The organism is Streptomyces sp. NPDC043853 (assembly GCF_056436025.1).
This window is the reverse complement of the sequence record NZ_JBWKDJ010000018.1, coordinates 75,674-88,999: the sequence shown is the minus strand read 5'-3', so window position 1 is coordinate 88,999 and position 13,326 is coordinate 75,674. Positions and strand designations below refer to the sequence as shown.

General features: G+C 72.6%; 15 protein-coding genes. 7 read left to right on the top strand and 8 right to left on the bottom strand.

From position 1 onward, the window contains the following. Nucleotides 1-22: 22 nt before the first annotated feature. Nucleotides 23-397, bottom strand: coding sequence for a gas vesicle protein GvpO (locus AC067U_RS33395; RefSeq protein ID WP_478833577.1), 375 nt, complete (start codon nucleotides 395-397; stop codon nucleotides 23-25). Between the two features lie 227 nt (nucleotides 398-624). Between AC067U_RS33395 and AC067U_RS33390 the strand changes: the two genes are divergently transcribed. Then, a complete protein-coding gene (locus AC067U_RS33390; RefSeq protein ID WP_478833576.1) occupies nucleotides 625-1,782 on the top strand; it encodes a histone protein in 1,158 nt (385 codons plus the stop codon). 4 nt (nucleotides 1,783-1,786) lie between these two features. Further along, nucleotides 1,787-2,860 (top strand): SRPBCC family protein, encoded by a 1,074-nt coding sequence (locus AC067U_RS33385; RefSeq protein ID WP_478833575.1) that lies wholly within the window; start codon nucleotides 1,787-1,789, stop codon nucleotides 2,858-2,860. Nucleotides 2,861-3,106: 246 nt separating this feature from the next. Here AC067U_RS33385 and AC067U_RS33380 read toward each other — a convergent pair whose 3' ends face one another. Then, entirely contained in the window at nucleotides 3,107-3,373 is a 267-nt protein-coding gene (locus AC067U_RS33380) for a GlsB/YeaQ/YmgE family stress response membrane protein (protein ID WP_478833574.1), read from the bottom strand. A gap of 463 nt (nucleotides 3,374-3,836) precedes the next feature. On the opposite strand from AC067U_RS33380, the gene AC067U_RS33375 reads away from it, so the two are divergent. Beyond that, nucleotides 3,837-4,454, top strand: coding sequence for a TOPRIM nucleotidyl transferase/hydrolase domain-containing protein (locus AC067U_RS33375; RefSeq protein WP_478833573.1), 618 nt, complete (start codon nucleotides 3,837-3,839; stop codon nucleotides 4,452-4,454). A 34-nt stretch (nucleotides 4,455-4,488) separates the two neighbouring features. Here AC067U_RS33375 and AC067U_RS33370 read toward each other — a convergent pair whose 3' ends face one another. Then, nucleotides 4,489-5,016, bottom strand: coding sequence for a hypothetical protein (locus AC067U_RS33370; RefSeq protein WP_478833572.1), 528 nt, complete (start codon nucleotides 5,014-5,016; stop codon nucleotides 4,489-4,491). A 148-nt stretch (nucleotides 5,017-5,164) separates the two neighbouring features. Continuing rightward, the gene (locus AC067U_RS33365; protein WP_478833571.1) at nucleotides 5,165-5,809 is read right to left on the bottom strand and encodes a hypothetical protein; all 645 of its coding nucleotides are present in this window, start codon (nucleotides 5,807-5,809) and stop codon (nucleotides 5,165-5,167) included. 235 nt (nucleotides 5,810-6,044) lie between these two features. On the opposite strand from AC067U_RS33365, the gene AC067U_RS33360 reads away from it, so the two are divergent. Both AC067U_RS33360 and AC067U_RS33355 read left to right on the top strand, forming a co-directional pair. After that, a complete protein-coding gene (locus AC067U_RS33360; protein WP_478833644.1) occupies nucleotides 6,045-7,388 on the top strand; it encodes an MFS transporter in 1,344 nt (447 codons plus the stop codon). Between the two features lie 65 nt (nucleotides 7,389-7,453). Beyond that, nucleotides 7,454-8,671, top strand: coding sequence for an anhydro-N-acetylmuramic acid kinase (locus AC067U_RS33355; RefSeq protein WP_478833643.1), 1,218 nt, complete (start codon nucleotides 7,454-7,456; stop codon nucleotides 8,669-8,671). A gap of 97 nt (nucleotides 8,672-8,768) precedes the next feature. Here AC067U_RS33355 and AC067U_RS33350 read toward each other — a convergent pair whose 3' ends face one another. From AC067U_RS33350 to AC067U_RS33340, 3 genes are all read right to left on the bottom strand, one after another. Then, nucleotides 8,769-9,326: a pyridoxamine 5'-phosphate oxidase family protein gene (locus tag AC067U_RS33350; protein ID WP_478833570.1), complete on the bottom strand. Its 558-nt coding sequence runs from the start codon at nucleotides 9,324-9,326 to the stop codon at nucleotides 8,769-8,771. Nucleotides 9,327-9,460: 134 nt separating this feature from the next. Beyond that, entirely contained in the window at nucleotides 9,461-10,111 is a 651-nt protein-coding gene (locus tag AC067U_RS33345) for an HAD family hydrolase (RefSeq protein ID WP_478833569.1), read from the bottom strand. A gap of 81 nt (nucleotides 10,112-10,192) precedes the next feature. Then, nucleotides 10,193-10,873: a TetR/AcrR family transcriptional regulator gene (locus AC067U_RS33340; RefSeq protein ID WP_478833568.1), complete on the bottom strand. Its 681-nt coding sequence runs from the start codon at nucleotides 10,871-10,873 to the stop codon at nucleotides 10,193-10,195. A gap of 119 nt (nucleotides 10,874-10,992) precedes the next feature. Here AC067U_RS33340 and AC067U_RS33335 point away from each other — a divergent pair, with 119 nt between their 5' ends. Both AC067U_RS33335 and AC067U_RS33330 read left to right on the top strand, forming a co-directional pair. Continuing rightward, nucleotides 10,993-11,553 carry a hypothetical protein gene (locus AC067U_RS33335; protein WP_478833567.1) on the top strand — a complete coding sequence of 187 codons (561 nt, stop codon included), beginning with the start codon at nucleotides 10,993-10,995 and terminating at the stop codon, nucleotides 11,551-11,553. Between the two features lie 247 nt (nucleotides 11,554-11,800). Next, nucleotides 11,801-12,250 carry an SRPBCC family protein gene (locus AC067U_RS33330; protein WP_478833642.1) on the top strand — a complete coding sequence of 150 codons (450 nt, stop codon included), beginning with the start codon at nucleotides 11,801-11,803 and terminating at the stop codon, nucleotides 12,248-12,250. Between the two features lie 47 nt (nucleotides 12,251-12,297). On the opposite strand, the gene AC067U_RS33325 is transcribed toward AC067U_RS33330, so the two are convergent. After that, nucleotides 12,298-13,266, bottom strand: coding sequence for a GlxA family transcriptional regulator (locus AC067U_RS33325; protein WP_478833566.1), 969 nt, complete (start codon nucleotides 13,264-13,266; stop codon nucleotides 12,298-12,300). Nucleotides 13,267-13,326 lie beyond the last annotated feature (60 nt).

Sequence of the window (13,326 nt, the reverse complement as noted above, 5' to 3'; positions counted from 1 at the left end):
TCCCTTCCCGGCCGTGGCGGCGTCAGCGGCCCGGCCGGTCGATCATGCCCCGGCTGTACCTCCGGGTCCGTTCGTAGGAGATCAACTCACCCTCCGTGTCCAGTTCGACCCGGTAGCTGCCCATGACGCTGGTGGTGTCCGGGATGCGTTCCAGCTCCACCACCTCGACCACGGCCTCCCAGCCGTCATCGGTGGGTTTCAGGGACGAGACCGACTCCGGGCGCCTGCCGAGCAGTTCGGACAGTTGCTCCGCGGCAGCCCTCAACGCCGTTGCGGCGCCGGGCACACCGTGCTTTCGGCGGCCGGTGCTCCGGTGCGCGGGGGTGGCGGTGGGCTGTTCGTCCTCGTCGCCCTCTGGCGGGCGGCGTCGGCGGCGAGCCGGTTCCGGTGCGGTCATCTCTCTTCCTCGTCGACCAGATCTCCCTCGACCAGGCGCCTCCCCCGACGCGTCCACACCACACCTCACATTTCAAACTTTCTTCACACAAAACCGAATATCCGGCGCCAGGGCGAGCAGCCGCCCAGGGAGAACCCGTGCGCCCGGCCCCCTCCCGGGCCCGACGCACACGCCACCGCATCCGGCCGCGGCCGGGTGATTCACCAGCGTGGGAAGGGACCGGGCTGATGGAGGACACCAGCAAGATCGCCCTGGCGGCCGCCGTGATCGGAGGCTACGTACTGGGACGAACGAAGAAGGGCCGCATGGCCCTGTCATTGGCGACCTATCTCGCCGGCCGGAGATTCGCACTGGACCCGGGCCAGCTCATGACCCAGGGAGTGCGCAGGCTCGGCGAGATGCCGCAGGTGGCCGAACTCGGTGAACAGCTCCGCGGCGAAGCCCTCCAGGCGGGACGCGCGGCACTCACCGCTGCCGCCAACCGTCAGATCGCCGGCCTCGCCGACTCCCTCCACCAACGCACGCTCGAACTCACCCGCGGGCGCGAGGAGCCGGACGAGCAGTACGACGAGGAGGAAGAGGCGGAAGGGTACGAGGACGAGGCCTACGGCGAGGGATCGTACGAGGACGAGAGGTCCGAGGACGAGGAGGCGTACGAGGGCGAGGAAGAGGAGCCCTACGAGGACGAAGAGCAGGAGCCGTACGAGGAAGAGGAGGAGGAAGAAGAGGAGGAAGAGGCGGAGCAGCCCTACGGGGAGGAGGAAGAAGAGGGAGAAGAGGTAGAGGAGGAACCGGAGGAAACGGAGACCGAGGAGGAGCGCCCGCGCAGACGTGCCCGTAGCGGAAGCCGCTCGACCGGTTCGACGCGCACCGCCGCGGCCCGCCGGAGGACCGGACCGTCCAGGACGGCCACTTCCCGCCGCGCACCGGCGAAGAAGGCGGGCACGGCGGCCGCCAGGCAGCCGGCAGCAAAGCGGTCGGCAGCGAAGAAGACGGCAGCACCGGCGAAGAAGGCGACGGCGACAGCTGCGAAGAAGACGTCGGCACCTGCGAAGGGGACCGCGGCCCGGGCCCCGGCGGCCGAGAAGCCGGCTGCCTCGAGGAAGACGGCCGCTTCTCGGAGCGCCCCGGCGAAGAAGGCGCCGGCGAAGAAGGCACCGGCGAAGAAGGCGCCGGCGAAGAAGACGGCGACGAAGAAGACGGCGTCCACGGGCCGTGCCGCGCCGAAGAAGGCGTCCGTCAGGCCGCCCGCCAAGAAGGCGACGGCGAAGCGGACACCCGCGAAGAAGACCACGGCGCGCCGGCCGGCACGGAGCGGCAGCGCCGGGAAGACCTCGACGCCGGCGAAGAAGACGACGGCGCGCAAGACGTCGACGCGGAGGTAGAGCCATGGCCATCACGCAACGCCCACGCGAATCCGGCAGTTCACGGTCCCCCATGGACCAGCTGTTCGACGAACTCGGCGGATTCCTCGCGGCGCAGGCGGGCCAGCTGGCCGACAAGGCGGTCGACAAGCTGGACGACGTCACCGACCAACTCCAGGACGTGGCTGCCAACGGAGGCTCGTTCGCCGATATCGGAGGCCGGCTCCTCAAGGGCGACTCACCCGTCAAGGCCGTCCTGGGCAGCGCCTTCGGCGGCATCAAGGAGAAGGTCAAGGACATCGGCAGCGGACTGACCGGCGGCGGAAGGGGCCGCAAGAGCGGGTCCAAGCCCACGCACATCATGGAAGCGGTCGACGTCGGAGTTCCGTTGCGAACGGCCTACGACCAGTGGACGCAGTACGAGGACTTCAGCACCTTCGCCAAGGGCGTGCGCAGCGTCTCTCAGGGCGACGACACCAAGTCCGACTGGAAGGTCAAGGTGGGACCCTCCACCCGGAGCTGGCAGGCGACCGTACAGGAGCAGGTTCCCGACGAGCGGATCGTGTGGTCCTCTTCCGGCGCCAAGGGCAGCACGCGCGGATGCGTCAGCTTCCACGAACTCGCGCCCTCCCTCACCCGCGTACTCGTGGTCGTCGAGTACTACCCCTCCGGCCTGTTCGAGAGGACGGGCAACCTGTGGCGGGCCCAAGGCCGCCGGCTGCGCCTGGACCTCAAGCACTTCGCGCGCCATGTGACCCTCAGCGACAAGGAACCCGAGGGATGGCGCGGCGAGATCCGTGACGGCGAGGTCGTCCGCACCCATGAGGAGGCCGTCGAGGAGGAGGAGTCGGCTGAGGAGGAACCGGAGGAGTACGAGGGAGAGGATGGCGAGGAATACGAGGAGGACTACCCCGCCGACGAGGACGCCGAGGAGGCCGAGGAGGCCGAGGAGGCCGAGGGGTACGGCGACGAGGTGGAAGACGAGGGTGACGAGGCCGAAGACGAGCTCGAAGACGAGACCGTAGGAGAGGACGAGGAAGGGGCCGAAGAAGCGGACGAGGGAGCCGAACGGCGTCCGCGTCGGCGACGCACCCGCTGACCGTGTCACTCCCTCCCCCCGGTGCGATCGCAGGTTACGCGATCGCACCGGCGCCCACGCGGACAAGAAACGCGGCGCGGAGCACACGCCGGAGCGCATGCCGCATGCCCCACATCGTGAGCCGCACCCCGAACACCGTCATCCGCACACAGCCCCTGCGGATGACGGCTTTGGGTGACCAGCGGGCCAGCGCCCGGCGCCTTCTCCGCTTGCTCCACTTGCTCCTGCGTCGCCGCCCCGGGAATTTCACGAATGTCTCCTGCCTGCGACAAGGCGATATACGCCCAGGAGAACGAGCGAGCCGACAATGGCGGCGACCCACGTGGACAGCTCGAAGAATCCGTCAATGGAGTCGACGCCGAAAATGACCTTGCCGAGCCATCCGCCCAGAAGGCCGCCGGCAATGCCGATGAGGATCGTGATGATGATGCCGCCGGGGTCCCGGCCCGGCATGAGGACCTTCGCGATGATTCCCGCGAGCAGGCCCAGAAGAATCCAGCCGATGATGCTCATGGAATACCTCTTGTCAACGTGCAAATCCTGTGTGATTCCGTCTGCGCCTTCTGGTCCGATTTCAAACATGGGAAATGCCGCCGACTGCGGAATGCGATGCCCCACCCACACTTCGGGCAGTTCGGCGAATGCCCGTGGCCGTTCACGGGGTTCGCGTTCGCCGCGGGGGAGACGCCTACCGCGGCACGAGGAGACGGTGGACCACGCCGCACTGACCGCCCGGCTGGACGCCTACCTGCGGGACACGTGCCCTCGCCGCTGACGCCGACGCCCCACGCTCACCCGGCGGGCCCCTGACGTCATGCCGGGTGACGGCCGGCATCCACAGCCCGAAGGCCAGGAACGCCACCGACCGGCATTCGGCTTGACCGGGCCGTGAGTTCGACGCGTTGAGACCCCCGGTCATGCCGGCCCGGGGAGAAAATCCCTGGCCCGTAGGCCGGAAAGGACGAAGACTCCTCCCATGGCTGACATGGGGGAGTTCCGGAAGACGGTCACGGAGTGGGTGGCCGGCGGGCCGGCCGAACCCGCACACGAGCTCGCCGCGCGGCTGTCCGTGCGGGCGGTCGTCCTGCTGGAAGGGCTGAGCGATGTTGCGGCGGTCGGTGCGCTGGCCGCGAGGCATGGCCGGGACCTGGACGCGGAAGGCGTGTGCGTCCTGTCGATGGGCGGTGCGATGAACGTCCGGCGCTTCGCAGGTCTCCTGGGGCCGTCCGGTCTGGGGCTGCGACTCGTGGGGCTCTGCGACGAGGCGGAGCGGGGCTACTACGCGCGCGGCTGGGAGCGGGCCGGCGCACCCCGGGAGGAGTTCTTCGTCTGCGCGGCGGATCTCGAGGACGAACTGATCCGCGCGCTGGGGGTGACCCGGGTGGCGGAGCTCATCGAGGCGGAGGGCGACCTGCGCGCGCTGCAGACCTTCCTGCGCCAGCCCGCGCAGCGGGACCGCACATCGGAACAGCGGCTGCGGCGCTTCCTCGGCACCAAGAAGGGCCGCAAGATCCACTACGGCCGGGTGCTCGTCGAGGCACTCGACGCCGACCGCGTACCCGCCCCGCTCGACGGCCTGATCGGCAGCCTCTGACTGCCGGGCGACGCCGCACGGTGGACCGGCGGCGTCAGCGGGCCCCCGCCCCGAGCAGGTTCAGGAGATCCGCGCGGTGGAGTTCGGCTATCGGGGACAGGAAGTCCGGGTGCCGGAGCAGAGCCGCTGCCTGACGGTCCCCGTCGGCCGGGTCGGTGAGGCGGTCGAAGGCGATGGGTGCCGCCGCCAGGTGGACCGTGTCGGCCAGGGCGCGGACGGCGGATCCGGCCAGCGCGGTGTCCGCGAGCAGGCAGGCGGCCCAGCTGGCCACGACCTCGTCCACCCAGCTCCGCCAGGCTCCCTGGGGTGCCGAGTGGTCCGCGGGCCCGGCCGCGTCGGCGCCGGTGACCCAGTCGAGCCGGCCCGCGCCGCCGGGTCCGGTGAACGCGACCAGCTGCGCGTCCATCGCCGTCGGATAGCGCAACCAGGCGGCGACCGTCACGGCCTGCCGCGCCTGTGCTTCGGCGAGGCTGCGCTGGAACGCGCCGGGGCCGGAGGGGAAGGCGCGGACGAGCCACTGCGTGGTCGCGGAGATCAGCGAGGACAGGGATTCTGCGGGCACGGGACCACCCGGACGGGGTCGGCGTCGGCGACGGCGTCGCGACTTAAGCGGAAGGGGGACGGCTGCACCATAGCCGCGGCCCCCGGTGGGCCGGAGTGACCTACGCCGCTCGCCGGACGGTGGCATCCGCCACACGCGGCGGCGGGCTTCAGCCCCGCTGCCAGACCTTGACCAGGCCCTCGGCGTAGCCGTCCGGACCGTCAGCGGTGTCGCTGACCTCGAAGACGATCAGCACGTCGGAGGCGACGCGCGCGCAGACCATCGAGTCCGGCCCCCAGTCGGCGCCGTCGGCGCGGCTGCCGTAGTCCGGACCCCTTCCCGTGTCGAGGCAGTCGGCATCGCCGCCGTCCGTGGAGCCCACCGTCATGATCTTCGCGGCGGTGAGGTCCCCGTCCTCGGTGAGGTTGACGTCCCATCCGTCCCCGCTGCCGATGGCGGCCGGGTCGTCCCCGTCGAACCCCTGCCCGGTGGGCAGTCGGACGTCGATCTCCTTCTCCAGAGACCAGCCGTCGAGTGGGTCCGATGCGCCGGCTGCCCTGGACGAGACGTCCGGAGACCCTCCGGACGCGGCCGCGGCGGAGTCTCCCCCGGAGTTGTCGGAGGCAGTGCCGGAATCCTCGTCCGCCGTGGCGCTTCCCTCTCCGGCGCTGTACGCGCTGTCGTCACGGGGGCCGTCGGACCGGTCGGGCCACAGGACCACGACACATTCCACCGCCACCACCACCGCCACGGCGCGGGCCACCACGCGGTACGGGCCCACGTACGCCGGATCCTCGGCCGCCAATGACTCCATGCCGCCCCCCCCGGGTCGCCGCGTGGCCGGCAGCCTACTACCGCCCCTGGCCGGACCACAGCCGTTCCGGTGCCGCGCACGGGCCCGCCGGGCGGTGATGCGGCCGATCCGCTGAACCCCGCCCCCGCGGCGCATCCCGCGCGACGGCCGGGGGCAGCCACCCCCTGTGCCCCGACCCGAAGCCGGCCCGGAACACCGGTCCGACGCAGCGTCCGTCCTGCCGTCGCCGTCCTCACTGCCCCCACCCCCACCCCCGCCGCCCTCACCGGTCCCGCGGGGCGATCACGACCGGGGCGCCCGGCAGGCCCTCCTCGCCGGAGCCGTCGGCAACTTCGTGGAGTGGTACGAATTCGGTGTCTACGGCGCCTTCGCGACCGTCATCGCCGCCAGGTTCTTCACCGCCGAGGGCGTCGACCGGACCGAGGCGCTCATCGGGACGTACGCCGCGTTCGCCGTGGCCTTCTTCTTCCGGCCGCTCGGCGCACTGCTCTTCGGGCGGCTCGCCGACCGGGCCGGACGCCGTCCCGCGCTCATCGCCGCCGTCTGTCTGATGAGCGGCGCGACCGCCCTGATCGGGATCCTGCCCGACCGCTCCGCGATCGGCGCCTCCGCCCCGTGGCTGCTGACCGTGCTGCGGTCCGTCCAGGGACTCTCCGCGGGCGGCGAGTTCGGGGGAGCCGTCAGCATCATGACCGAGACCGCCCCGGCCGGCCGGCGCGGCCGGAACGGCGCCTGGCAGTCCTTCACCGTCGCGCTCGGCCTCCTCGCGGGCGCCGGCGCCGCCGCGGGCCTGGCGACCGTGCTCTCCGGCAGCGCCCTCCACAGCTGGGGCTGGCGCGTCCCCTTCCTCCTCGCCCTCCCGATGGGCGCCGTCGCCCTGTGGCTCCGACTGCGGCTGCCCGAGCCCGCCGCTCCCGCTCGCGCTCCCGCCCCCGCCCGCAGTGCCGCCCCGACCTCCGAGGCCGCGCCCGCCGCCCCCCGGGCACTCCGGCCGATCCGCGCCATCCCCCTCGGCATCGCCCGGATCATGGGCTGGTCCGCGGCCGGCTACACCTTCCTCGTCGTCCTGCCCTCCTACCTCCAGGCCACCCTGGGCGCCTCGTTCCGGAACGCCCTCATCGCCACCTGCCTGGCCAACCTGGGCTTCGCCGCGGCGGTCCTCCCCGCCGGGTCGCTCAGCGACCGGATGGGCCGGCGCGCCGTCATGCTCACGGGCAGCCTCCTCGTCGTGCTGCTCGCCGTACCCCTCCTGCACCTGCTGCGCGACCCGGGAGTCCCGCCGGCGGCGAAGGCCGCCATGCTGGTCGCGGCGGGCGCGACCGTCGGGCTGCTGGCCGGGCCGGGTCCCGCCCTGCTCGCCGAAATGTTCCCCACACAGGTCCGCAGCACCGGGCTCGGTCTCGCCTACGCCCTCTCCAACGCCGTCTTCGCGGGCTGCGCCGGCCTGATCGTCACCGCCCTCGTCCGCCACACCGGCAATCCGGACGTCCCCGCCCTCTATGCGGCGGGCGCCTGCGCGGCGGCCGTCCCCGCCCTCCTCACCCTGCGCCCCGACGACCACCTGAGGCCCCTCCGATGACCCCTCCGATGACCGCTCCGAAGACCCCTCCCACCGCCCCTTTCCCGGCTCCCGCCGCGCCGCCGATGACCGTCATCGGCCTGATGTCCGGCACCTCCTGCGACGCCGTCGACGCCGCGGCCGCGGTCCTCGCCCGCCACGGTGACACCCTGCGCCTCACCCCGCTCGGCATGGTCAGCCAGCCCTACGAGGACGAGCTCCGCCGGGACCTGCTCGCCGCGCTGCCGCCCGGCCGTACCACCTTCGCCGACGTCTGCCGCCTCGACACCCGCATCGGGCAGTCCTTCGCCCGCCTCGCCGTCCGCGCCGACCGGGAACTGTGCGGCGGCCACGCCCAACTGGTCGCCTCGCACGGCCAGACCGTCTACCACTGGGCCGACGCTGGCCGTGTCCACGGCACCCTGCAACTCGGCGAACCGGCCTGGATCGCGGAGGCCACGGGCCTCCCCGTCGTCTCCGGGTTCCGGACCCGCGACGTCGCCGCCGGAGGCCAGGGCGCCCCCCTCGTCGCCCTGATCGACTGCATGCTGCTGCGCGGCCGCCCCGGCGTACCGGCCGCACTGAACCTCGGCGGCATCGCCAACGCCACCGTGCTGCCCCCGGGCGGCATCCCCGCTGCCTTCGACACCGGTCCCGGCAACGCCCTCCTCGACGCCGCCGCCCGCTCACTCACCGACGGCCGTCTCGACCACGACACGGACGGTCGCCTCGCGGCCCGCGGCACCGTCCACCGGCCCCTGCTCGACCGGCTGCTCGCCGAGCCGTACTACGGCCTGCCGGTGCCGAGGACCACCGGCCGAGAGCTGTTCCACGCCGGCTACCTGCGGGCCGCCCTCGACGACAGCGGCCCGCTCCCGCCCCCCGACGTCCTCGCCACGCTCACCCGGCTCACCGCCCGCACCGTCGCCGACGCGCTGCGCCCGTACGGGGTCACCGAGGTCCTCGCCTCCGGCGGCGGCACCCGCAACCCCGCCCTGATGGCGGCACTCGGCCAGGAACTCGGCCCCGCTGTACGGCTCCGCACCTCCGAGGAGGCGCTCGGACTGCCCGAAGCCGCCAAGGAGGCGTACGCCTTCGCCGTGCTCGGCTACCTCACCCTGCACGGCATGCCGGGCACCCTCCCGGAGTGCACGGGAGCCGCGGGCCCCCGCGTCCTCGGCTCCCTCACCCCGGGCCGCGCCCCGCTCCGGCTGCCCGCCCGGTCCGCCGGGCTCGGGGCTCCGCCCCGCACCCTCACGGTGGACCCGCCCCAGGTGTGTCCGGCTCAGCCGTGGAGCGTCTGACCGGGCGGGTGCCCCTGCGCGTTCCGGCGGCGGACGGACAACGGTGGCGGGGCGGCGGTCCCGTCGGACCGGGGCTTCCCCGCCGGGCGCGGTCTTCTCAGAACGTCCACCGCGTATGGGTGTAGACACCGTCGTCCCGGCCGAAGCCGTAGGCCGTGATCGGGGCGACCCCGAACACCACCGCGTCGCCCTTCCTGAAGGCGTCCCCGATGCCGTGGAACGTACCCTCGGGCGAGGTGATGTGGTGCCCGTACTTGGTCTCGTAGGCCGTGATCACCTCTTCCAGCGCCGCCGGATCGGCGACGCGCTCGGCCTTGCCCTCGACGATGAGATCGAGCCCCTCGGTGAGCGAGTTCGCCCCGGTGGTCAGCGCGCAGTGCCCGTCATGGGCCAGGTTCTTCGCCTTCTGTTCCCCCGGGCCCGTGGAGAAGTACAGCACCCCGTCGTGCCAGGCGGCGATCACCGGAGTGACGTGCAGCCGGCCGTCGGGCCGCACCGTGGACACCCAGAAGATCTCCGCGGTGTCCAGGGTCCGCCGCGCCTCGGCCCATTCCGTGGCGGTGACGTCCTCGGCCCCCGGGCGGGGATTGAGCGCGGAGCTGTAGCGGGCGTCGAGCTCCGTCGTGGGCTGCCGTTCGGGTCCCTCTGCGGTCATGGCGGCCTCCTTTCCCTTGCCCTGTAGACCGCCCGCGCGCACCGGAACCCTCGCCGGGGCCGTTTGCGCCGGTGAGTACGCCCGATCGGGGGCAGGGCTGCGTCCGCCCGCACGGCCCGGCCGACCGGCGCCGCTCAGCCGGCAGCGATCAGGGCCGGCAGGTCGTGCATGGCGTGGAAGACCGTGGTGCCGGGGCCCGCGAGCCGTTCCGCCGGAGTGAGTCCGCCGGCGTAGCCGAAGGCGCGCATGCCTGCGGCACGGGCGGCCTGCACGCCGGGCCGGCTGTCCTCGACCACGGCGCACGCCGCCGGGTCGACGCCCGACTGCCGGGCCGCATGGAGGAAGAGGTCCGGGGCCGGCTTGCCCCGCGAGACCTCGGTGGCGCTGTAGATGCGCCCGGCGAAGTGTCCGTGGAGGCCGGTGCGACCAAGGGTGTGGCGCATCTTCTCGTGCGAACCACTGGAGGCGACACACGTCGGCAGGGTGATCGCGGCCAGCGCCTCGCGGATCCCCTCGACCGGGGAGAGCCCGGCGTCGACCGCCTCCGCGTGCATCTGCACGAACCGTTCCTCCCATACGGCGGCCGTCTCCGCACCCAGCCGGCGGATCACCTGTTCGCGGATCGAGGCGTTCGACCGGCCGATGAACCGTTTCACCACCTCGTCCTCGGTGAGCGGCCAGCCCAGTTCCGCCCCCAGGGCCACCTGGACGCGCGCGGCGATGCGTTCGCTGTCGACCAGCACGCCGTCGCAGTCGAATATGACGAGCTCGATTGGCTTGATCATTCCCGCAGGATAGGGCCGTCCGTGCCGTTGTCGTTCATGCCCTTGTCGTCCGTGCCGTTGTCCCGTCCGTGCCGTTGTCGTTCATGCCCTTGTCGTCCGTGCCGTTGTCCCGTCCGTGCCGTTGTCGTCCGAGCCGGGGGCGGACGAGCCGTCAGGAGCCCTGCGGGAAGGAGCCGGTTCGAGCGCCCGGACGAGGAGGTCGCGCAGCCGGACGATGTCGTCGGCCAGGTCGATGGACGGGTCCAGCAGCCACTGCAACTGCAGTCCATCGGCAGCCGCGATCAGCATCCGGGCCGCCCAGTCGGCGTCCGGCTCCGCCGTAGGAGGAACACCGGCGGCCGGAGGGCCTTCGGCGAAGGCGCCGGAGAACCGGTCCCTGAGGATGCGGTACCGGTCGGTGAAGAAGCCGTGGGCGGGATGGCCCGGCTCGGCGGCAGCAGCTGCGAGGTCCAGGAGCAGTTTGGCGAGACCGGGGGTCGAGGCGCTGTGGGCGATCATGTCCGGCCGCCACAGGGCTTCGCCCCGGCCGTAGGTCTGCTCGAGGGCGGTGTCCCGTGCCTCCGCGACGGCCGTGAGCAGCGCTTCACGGCTGCCGAAGTGGTGCAGGACGCCCGCGTCCGTCATTCCCACCCGCTCGGCGATGTCCTTGACCGAGACCCCCCGGGTCCCGGCCTCGGCGTAGGCGGCCAGCGCCGCATCGATGATCAGTTGCCGCTTGGCGGCGGTCTTGGCGTAGGGGCCGCGCCGTCGGGGAGTGCTCACCCGGTGAACCGTAGTCGTGGGCGCGGGCCACGAAAACCTAGACACGCTTAATTTTTGCCTTTAGCGTGAAACCGGGGGCGGACACCATTCACGCGGTCCCGACACCCCCGGAGAAAGCGATGCCCGGTCCTCTTCCGCAGAGCCCCCAGAGCCCCGAGAGTCCCCCGAGCTCCCAGAGCTCCCAGAGCCCCCAGAGCCCACGGAGCCCCGAGAACCCGTCGGTCCTGCCGCAGCTGCCGAGCCCCCGCGGCCCTCTGCGGTGGGCCGACCTGCTGACGCCGGACAGCACGCACCGCAGGGGCTGGGAAGGCGGAATCCACCGGCCCGAGCTGGTCGCCTGCGGCATCGCCTGGGACGCCGTCGTCATCGCTCCCCTGGAACGCGGGCTGGCCGCACTGGACCGGCTGGGCCTCCCGATGGAGGCCGGGTACCCGGTGCTGGCGGACTACGTTCGCCGGGAGCTGATCGTCCTCGTCCCCGCCGGCACCGGACACCGCTGCGGGGCACACGGCAGCCGCGCCCTCTCCGCAGGGGCGTGGCTGCTGGTCCCGGCGGGCCGCCACGGCGCGGCATCGGCGACCTGGCTGAGCGAACCCGACCCCCGCACCCCCCGTCTGGTCGACCCGGACCGGCTTCGGGACGCCCTCCCGGCGGCCGACCACGCCGTCGTGGCCGACTGAACGCCGACCGCATGGGGTTCCGGCCCGCCTTCATGCCGGGGCGACCGGGCGCCAGTCGGGCGGGGCCGGGTGCCGCAGGAAGACGGCCCGTTCGGTGAGTGCCGCTCCGGGCCGCGGGGCAGACGAGCCTTCGGCGGGCACGGATGAGGTGCCCCACCCGGGGCCGGCCGAACCCCGAGGCGCCGGCCCCGGTCCCCCCGGCCCCGGTTTTCCCCGGCCACACAAGAGGAGGATGAGGAGGATGAGCGTGTCGCAGGTCAAGGAATCCATCGAGGTCGACGTTCCGGTGCGTGCCGCATACGACCAGTGGACGCAGTTCGAGTCGTTCCCGCAGTTCATGGACGGGGTGGAACGGATCGAGCAGCGCACTGACACGCTCACGCACTGGGTGACGCGGATCGCCGGGGTGGAGCGGGAGTTCGACGCGGAGATCACCGAGCAGATCCCCGACACGAAGGTCGCATGGGTCACGGTGAGCGGACAGACCGAGCAGTCCGGGCTGGTGACCTTCCGTCCGATCGACCCGTCCCATACGGAAGTGACGCTGATGATGGACTTCGATCCCGAAGGGATGGCGGAGAACATCGGCGACAAGTTCGGCTTCGTCGACCGGCAGGTCAAGGGCGATCTGAAGCGGTTCAAGCACTTCATCGAGGAACGCGGGACCGCGACCGGCGCCTGGCGCGGCCAGGTCTGAGCCGACCGGGTCTGAGCCGGCCGGTCCGCGGCGCCGGCGCAGCCGCCTCACCCGGCCGGACGTGGGGTGCGGGCGAAGGCGCGGCGGTACGAGCGGGGCGGGACTCCCCGCCGGCGGACGAACTGTTCGCGCAGTACGGACGCGCTGCCGTAACCGACCCTGCGGGCGATCTCCTCGACCGGCAGGTCCGTCGTCTCCAGCAGCTCCTCGGCGCCGCTGAGCCGCAGTTCCCGCAGCCAGGCGTGCGGGGTGGTGCCGGTGGACGCACTGAACCGGCGCGCGAAGGAGCGCTTGCTCATCATGGCGCGCCGGGCCAACTCCGAGACCGGCAGGGGTTGGTGAAGGTGCTCGCGGGCCCAGGCGAGCACGCCGGCGAGACGCTCGTCCTCGCCGTCCTCGGGGACGGGGGCGGCCAGGTACTGGGTCTGCCCACCGTCCCGGTGCGAGGGCAGCACCATGTCCCGGGCGACGGTGTTGGCCACGGCGGCGCCGTGCTCCCGCCGCAGCAGGTGCAGGCAGAGGTCGAAGCCCGCGGCCGCCCCGGCACCCGTGCTGATCCGCCCCTCGTCGAGGTACAGGACATCGGGTTCGACGGTGACCTCCGGATAGCTGCGCGCCAGGAGTTCCGCGAACCGCCAGTGGGTGGTGGCCCGGAGGCCGTCGAGGAGGCCGGCGGCGGCGAGTGCGAACGTGCCGACGCAGTGGGCCGCGATCAGCGCGCCGCGCTCGTGCGCGGCCTTGAGGGATTCGAGCACGGCGGGAGCCGGCGGCGTGCGGAAACCCGCCCCGGGCAGGACGAGCACGAGGTCGGCGGCGGCCAGCCGGTCCAATCCGTGGCTGACCGTGAGCGGTACCGCCAGGTCCGTGGGCACGGACCCCGGCCGGTCGCCGCACAGGGCGAAGTCGAAGCCGGGCAGCCCCTCGCCGTGCGGGCCGAACACCTCGGCGACGATGCCGACGGCCAGCATGCCGACTCCGTGCGGGGCGTACGCGGCGACGGTCCTGAAGGGAGGCATGCGCGGAGTCTGGCACAGGTGACCGGTACCGGTGGTCGACGCATTTCCCGTGGTCAACGG

Excerpts from the sequence above, each read along its gene's own strand:
- AC067U_RS33395 (WP_478833577.1), bottom strand. The coding sequence starts at position 397 with ATGACCGCACCGGAACCGGCTCGCCGCCGACGCCGCCCGCCAGAGGGC.
- AC067U_RS33390 (WP_478833576.1), top strand. The coding sequence starts at position 625 with ATGGAGGACACCAGCAAGATCGCCCTGGCGGCCGCCGTGATCGGAGGC.
- AC067U_RS33385 (WP_478833575.1), top strand. The coding sequence starts at position 1,787 with ATGGCCATCACGCAACGCCCACGCGAATCCGGCAGTTCACGGTCCCCC.
- AC067U_RS33380 (WP_478833574.1), bottom strand. The coding sequence starts at position 3,373 with ATGAGCATCATCGGCTGGATTCTTCTGGGCCTGCTCGCGGGAATCATC.
- AC067U_RS33375 (WP_478833573.1), top strand. The coding sequence starts at position 3,837 with ATGGCTGACATGGGGGAGTTCCGGAAGACGGTCACGGAGTGGGTGGCC.
- AC067U_RS33365 (WP_478833571.1), bottom strand. The coding sequence starts at position 5,809 with ATGGAGTCATTGGCGGCCGAGGATCCGGCGTACGTGGGCCCGTACCGC.
- AC067U_RS33355 (WP_478833643.1), top strand. The coding sequence starts at position 7,454 with ATGACCGTCATCGGCCTGATGTCCGGCACCTCCTGCGACGCCGTCGAC.
- AC067U_RS33350 (WP_478833570.1), bottom strand. The coding sequence starts at position 9,326 with ATGACCGCAGAGGGACCCGAACGGCAGCCCACGACGGAGCTCGACGCC.
- AC067U_RS33345 (WP_478833569.1), bottom strand. The coding sequence starts at position 10,111 with ATGATCAAGCCAATCGAGCTCGTCATATTCGACTGCGACGGCGTGCTG.
- AC067U_RS33335 (WP_478833567.1), top strand. The coding sequence starts at position 10,993 with ATGCCCGGTCCTCTTCCGCAGAGCCCCCAGAGCCCCGAGAGTCCCCCG.
- AC067U_RS33325 (WP_478833566.1), bottom strand. The coding sequence starts at position 13,266 with ATGCCTCCCTTCAGGACCGTCGCCGCGTACGCCCCGCACGGAGTCGGC.